The 6250-nt window shown below is 73.8% G+C and carries 3 protein-coding genes; 1 reads left to right on the forward strand and 2 read right to left on the reverse strand.

What is annotated here, in order from left to right:
* Positions 1 to 129: 129 nt before the first annotated feature.
* Entirely contained in the window at positions 130 to 1863 is a 1734-nt protein-coding gene (locus EDJALFJO_RS31120; protein ID WP_088290469.1) for an HNH endonuclease signature motif containing protein, read from the reverse strand.
* Between the two features lie 100 nt (positions 1864 to 1963).
* Entirely contained in the window at positions 1964 to 3541 is a 1578-nt protein-coding gene (locus EDJALFJO_RS31125; RefSeq protein WP_198950813.1) for a methionine--tRNA ligase, read from the reverse strand.
* Positions 3542 to 3976: 435 nt separating this feature from the next.
* On the opposite strand from EDJALFJO_RS31125, the gene EDJALFJO_RS31130 reads away from it, so the two are divergent.
* The coding region (locus tag EDJALFJO_RS31130) for a Tex family protein (RefSeq protein WP_369812592.1) at positions 3977 to 6250 on the forward strand (2274 nt) is incomplete at its 3' end.

A 6250-nucleotide genomic window follows, 5' to 3' on the forward strand; every position in this document is an offset into this window, starting at 1 on the left:
CCGTTCGGGACCGTGACCCGGACGACCCTAGGCTCCGGCGGGCCGCGACCGGAACGTGTTTTCCTGCAACGCGTCGCCGGCAACCGGGCGCGGCATGGCAGCAGCGGCGCCTCGTGCGGGCGTTGCGCGTCAGGCGGTGCGTTTCCAGGTGTCGTCGGGTGGTGCCTGGTTCCAGATCGGGGGTGTGAGGTCGATCGGGGTGAGCCCGGTCCGGCTCGGACCGATGCCGCGGGCGTCGGCGTCCTCGTCGAGGGCGAGGCGGAGCTGTTGCCCGATCCGCTGCGCGGCGGCGTGTGTCTGGTGGTGGAGGTTGCGGCTTCGGCGGCGTTCGGGGTCGATCCAGGACGGTGGCCTGATCCAGGGGACGCCGTCGTGGATCTCGACCAGCCACAGCCCGGCGTGGATCTCTTGATGGTGTCTCGGGCAGGCGCTCACCAGGTTTGCCAGGTCTGTGGCGCCGCCCTGCTCCCACGCCCGGAGGTGATGTGCGTCGGTGCCCTCGTGCGGGACCGGGCACGCCGGGATGACGCACCCGCCGTCCCGGGCGGCGAGGGCCTTGCGCTGCGCCGGGGTCGCGAGTCGGTGGGCCCGCCCGACGTCGAGCGGCGCCCCGTTCGCGTCCAGCAACACCTTCGTCAGGGTTGCGGTGCACGCGAGGTAGGCGAGCAGGTGGGATCCGATCGGTCCGTGCCGGTGCAGCGTCGCGAACCCCGCTGCCCGACCGATCCGGCACGCCGCCCTGTCTGCGGATCCGTTACCGGAGAACGTCTCGGGGACGGGTGCATCGACATCAACGCCGACATCAACCCCGGCAGCCGTCTCGGCCCGCCGCCGCACCTGCTCGACCGCCGCGCCCGCGGCAGCGACCTGCCCCACTGTGGCCGTCACGAGCAGGTTCACCAACGGGGAGGGCGACTCACCACCAGCACCGTTGCTTAGGCCGGCACGCAGCAGGGCCATCACCGCGTCGTAGCGGCGCATCGCCACGGTCCGGTCGTCCTTCACCAACGTCACCTGCTCTACCCCGGTGTCATCCACGGTGAGAACCTCGCGTACCGGTCGGGGCTTGCCCGCGGCCGAGAGCATCGCCGACAGGACCGCGGTGTCCGCCGGGGTCAGGGTCATCCGCAGCGACCCCATGCCAGTGGAGTCCTTCACCAGTGAGAGGCCGCGGCGCAGGTGGGCGTCCTCGTCGAAGTCCTCCTCCCGGTCCGGGTCGAGGACTCTGACGAGCTCGTCGACGAGCCGGTGGATGGCCCGGACGGGGAACCGGCGGCACTGCTCGGCGAGGAACGCGTCGGCGATCTCCATCCCTGACTTCAGCTCACCGGTGGCCTCGTCCTCGAGCAGCACGATCCGCAGCCGCTTCGGCAGCCGTGAGACCGCGCGGACGCAGGCGTCGGCGTGCTCGCGGGTGATCTCACCCGCCGCGAGTGCGGCACCGACCTGCGGCAACGACCCGGAGTCTGCGTCCAGGGCGTGCGCCGCGCGGGCGTCGGCGTTCGCCCGCCCCGGGTCCACGTTCAACCGGCCGGTGAGGAACGCCGCCGCGACCTTCCCTTCGCTGGCACCAGGGACAGCCTCTGGTCGCTCGTCGAGAACCTTGATGACAGCGAGCCGCGCGGCCTCCGCGGAGGCCATCGCCCGGGTGAACGCCTCGACGACGTCGCGGGCCTCGCCGTCGGAGAGCGACCACGCGCACCGGGCCGCTTCGAGCACGACAGCGGTCGCGGCGTTGATCGCGTCGATCCCGGCGAGCAGGTCGTGCACCGGAGCCGACTCACCCGACACGTGACCAAACGACGCCGACGCGCCCCGCTCACTGACGGGCACCTCGCCACCCGTCTGCTCGTCGCTGCTCACGAGAACAACCCTACGGACGGGATCCGACAGTCTGACCCCCGCGAGACCCGTTCCAGCGCAACAGCTTTGCGTGAGTCACCATCACTCACGAACCGTGCGCTCACAGGTGTCCGAGCCCCGCGCCGTGCGGGCGAACCCGCGGGAAGGCCGGCGGGACCGGGTCGCCTCCTTGCCCGGAGACCGACCGCAGCAGACCCTCGAGCCGGGCCGCGCCGTCCGGCACGAACGGCCGCAGCTCGTGCGCCACGGCCGTGCAGACCGACAGCAGCACCCCCAGCACCGCGTCGAAGTGCTCGCCCGCGGTGGCGTCGCCGTCCGCCGCGGCCCGGGCGAGGTGCCACGGCTCGTGGCGACCGACGAAGCGGCCGGCGTCGGCGACGACGTCCGTGAGAGCGGTGCAGGCGGCGCGCAGGTCGTACCGCGCGACGGCGGCATCGACGGCGACGGGCAGATGCTCGACGCGGGCGAGCAGGTCGTGGGCGTCCGCGGTCCCGGCGGACCGGCCCGGGCCCGCAGCCACCGGACGCCGCCGCGCCAGCGCGACCGTCCGCGACACGAGGTTGCCGACGCCGTTCGCGAGGTCCCGGTCGTGCGCGCCGACGAGCCGCTCGACGGTGAAGTCCGTGGTCGTCAACGGGGCCGGCTCGCGCACGAGCCACCAGCGGACGGCGTCCACGCCGTACGACGCGACGAGCGCCGCGGGGTCGGCCGCCTGCGCCCCGCTCTTCGCGATCTTCGCGCCCTCGACGGTGAGGTAGTCGTGGACGAGCACCCGGGTCGGCAGCGGCAGGCCCGCCGAGAGCAGCAGCGCCGGCCACAGCACGGTGTGGAACCGGGCGATGCCCTTGCCGACGACGTGGACCCGGCCGGCGCCGCCCGCCCACCACCGCTGGTAGCCGTCGTCGGGACCGTTCGCGGGCCAGCCGAGCCCGCTCACGTAGTTGACGAGCGCGTCGAACCAGACGTAGACGACCTGCCCCGGGTCGCCGGGCACCGGTACGCCCCAGCCTTGCGCCCGCGCGGCCGGCCGGGAGACCGACACGTCCTCGACCTCCCCGGCGAGGAACCCGAGCACCTCGTTGCGCCGGGCCGCCGGGACGACGTCGAGGACGCCGTCCGCCACGAGCCGGGCCAGCCCCCCGGCATACCGCGACAGCCGGAAGAACCAGTTCGTCTCGGTCACCTCGTCCGGCACCGTCCCGTGCTCCGGGCAGCGGCCGCCGGTCAGCTCGCCGGCGGCGTAGAACTGCTCGCACCCGGTGCAGTACAGGCCGCTGTACGAGCGCGGGTAGAGGTCGCCCGCCGCCGCGCAGCGCCGCCACACCTCCCGGACGGCGTCCGCGTGGCCGGGATGGCGGCTCGTGCGGACGAACGCGTCCGGCCGGACCCCGAGCGCGGCTGAGAGCGCGACGAACCGGTCGCCGTTGCGCGCGACGAGGTCGTCGACGGCGACGCCGGTCCCACGGGCCGCTGTGACGTTCTTCAGGGCATGGTCGTCGGTGCCCGACTGCAGCCGGGCGGCCCCGCCGCGCAGCCGCCGGTGCCGGGCCAGCACGTCGGCGTGGACGAGCTCGAGGGCGTGCCCGAGGTGAGGGGCGCCGTTGACGTACGGGATGGACGCCGTGACGTAGAGGTCCTGCAGCGTGTCGAGGTCCTGCCAGGGGTCGAGGTCCTGCATCGTGCTCTCCTTCGGGAAGGAGGGCTCCGCGGACGACGACCCACGACAGAGGGCCCCCGCAGTGCGGGAGCCCTCGGACGATCACCGGTGCGCCGTCACCGGCCTCGTGGCCGGGCGGCGCGCAGCGCGCGTGGACGCCCCCTCCGGGGGCGCATCATCACGACGACGCTGCTCATGGCAGCAGTGTCCGCAGCCCGCGGAGGGCCGGCAACGGGATTGCGGCGGCGTCGCCGTCCGGTCCCGCCGTCCGGTCCCGCCGTCCGGTCTCGCCATCCGGACGCGACGCGCCCGGGACCCGCCGGGCCGCGCCCGGCGCCCCCGACCCGCAGTGCAGAATGCTCGACCGTGACGAGCCCGACGACGACCGACGCCCTGACGATCACGACGACCCCCGGCACGACCCCCGGGACCACGACGGGCACCGGGCTCAAGCCCGTGCTCCCGCCGATCGAGGACCGGATCGCGGCCGAGCTGGAGGTCAAGGCCTGGCAGGTCCGGGCCACGGTCGAGCTGCTCGACGGCGGGTCGACCGTCCCGTTCGTGGCCCGGTACCGCAAGGAGGTCACCGGCAGCCTGGACGACGCCCAGCTCCGCACGCTCGAGGAGCGGCTGCAGTACCTGCGCGACCTCGAGCAGCGCCGCGCCGCCGTCCTCGAGTCCGTCGCCGGGCAGGGCAAGCTCGACGCCGCGCTGGCCGCGCAGATCATGTCGGCCGAGACGAAGTCCCGTCTCGAGGACGTCTACCTGCCGTTCAAGCCCAAGCGCCGCACGAAGGCGATGATCGCCCGCGAGGCCGGTCTGCAGCCGCTCGCCGACCTGCTGCTGGCCGACCCGACGACCGACCCGCAGGCTGCCGCGACCGGGTACGTCGACGCCGACAAGGGCGTCGCCGACGCGCAGGCGGCCCTCGACGGCGCCCGGTCGATCCTCGTCGAGACGTTCGCCGAGGACGCCGACCTCATCGGTGAGCTCCGCGAGCGGCTCTGGGTCAAGGGCCGGCTCGGCTCGAAGGTCCGCGAGGGCAAGGAGGAGAGCGGCTCGAAGTTCGCCGACTACTTCGAGTTCTCCGAGCCGCTCGGCAAGCTGCCGTCGCACCGGATCCTCGCGCTCTTCCGCGGGGAGAAGGAGGAGGTCCTCACGCTCGACCTCGCGCCGGAGGAGACCCCGGAGGGCGCCGCCACGCACGGCCCGACCGCCGTCCCGACGAGCTACGAGCAGTCGATCGCCCGCAGGTTCGACATCGCCGACCGGGGCCGGGCCGCCGACCGCTGGCTCCTCGACACCGTCCGGTGGGCGTGGCGCACCCGGATCATGGTGCGGCTCGACCTCGACGTCCGCGGCCGGCTCTGGCAGGTCGCCGAGGACGAGGCGCTGCGGGTCTTCGCCGGCAACCTGCGCGACCTGCTCCTCGCCGCGCCGGCCGGCACCCGCCCGACCATGGGGCTCGACCCGGGCCTGCGCACGGGCACCAAGGTCGCCGTCGTCGACGCGACCGGCAAGGTCGTCGACACCGCGACGATCTACCCGCACGTGCCGCACCGGAAGTGGGACGCCTCGCTCGCCGTCCTCGCCGACCTCGTGAAGAAGCACTCCGTCGAGCTCGTCGCGATCGGCAACGGGACGGCGTCCCGCGAGACCGACAAGCTGGCCGCCGAGCTCATCGCGAAGCTCCAGGGCACGAGCGACGCCACGCTCATCAAGGCGGTCGTCTCCGAGGCCGGCGCGTCGGTCTACTCGGCGTCCGCGTACGCCTCGGCGGAGCTGCCCGACCTCGACGTCTCGATCCGCGGCGCGGTCTCGATCGCCCGCCGCCTGCAGGACCCGCTCGCCGAGCTGGTGAAGATCGACCCGAAGTCGATCGGCGTCGGCCAGTACCAGCACGACCTCTCCGAGGCGCGTCTGTCGCGGTCGCTGGACGCGGTCGTCGAGGACTGCGTCAACGGCGTCGGCGTCGACCTCAACACGGCGTCCGTGCCGCTGCTGCGCCGGGTCTCCGGCATCAGCGAGACTCTCGCCGCGGCGATCGTCGCCTACCGCGACGCGAACGGCCCGTTCCGCACCCGGGCCGCGCTCAAGGAGGTGCCGCGCCTGGGCGCCAAGGCGTTCGAGCAGTGCGCGGGCTTCCTGCGGATCCCGGACGGCGACGACCCGCTCGACGCGTCCGGCGTGCACCCCGAGTCGTATCCCGTCGTCCGCCGGATCATGGAGGCGACGGCACGCGACGTCGGCTCGCTCATCGGCGACACGGCCGCGCTGCGGGCCCTGAAGGCCGCCGACTTCGTCGACGACGCCGTCGGCCTGCCGACCGTCACCGACATCATCGGCGAGCTCGAGAAGCCCGGCCGCGACCCGCGCCCGGCGTTCGCCACCGCGACGTTCGCGGACGGCGTCGAGAAGGTCGAGGACCTGCGTCGTGGCATGGTCCTCGAAGGGGTGGTGACGAACGTCGCCGCGTTCGGGGCGTTCGTCGACGTCGGCGTCCACCAGGACGGCCTCGTCCATGTCTCCGCGATGAGCCGGACCTTCGTCAAGGACCCGCGGGAGGTCGTCAAGCCCGGCGACGTCGTCAAGGTCAAGGTGCTCGAGGTGGACGTCGCCCGGCAGCGGATCGGGCTGACGCTGCGGCTCGACGACGAGGTGCCCGGTGACAAGGGCGCCGGCCCGTCGGCCGAGCAGGGCGGTGCGGCCGGGGGCCGGGGCCGCCCTGCT

It is taken from the genome of Kineosporia sp. A_224 (genome assembly GCF_002198655.1).
Classification (GTDB): Bacteria; Actinomycetota; Actinomycetes; order Actinomycetales; family Kineosporiaceae; genus R-H-3.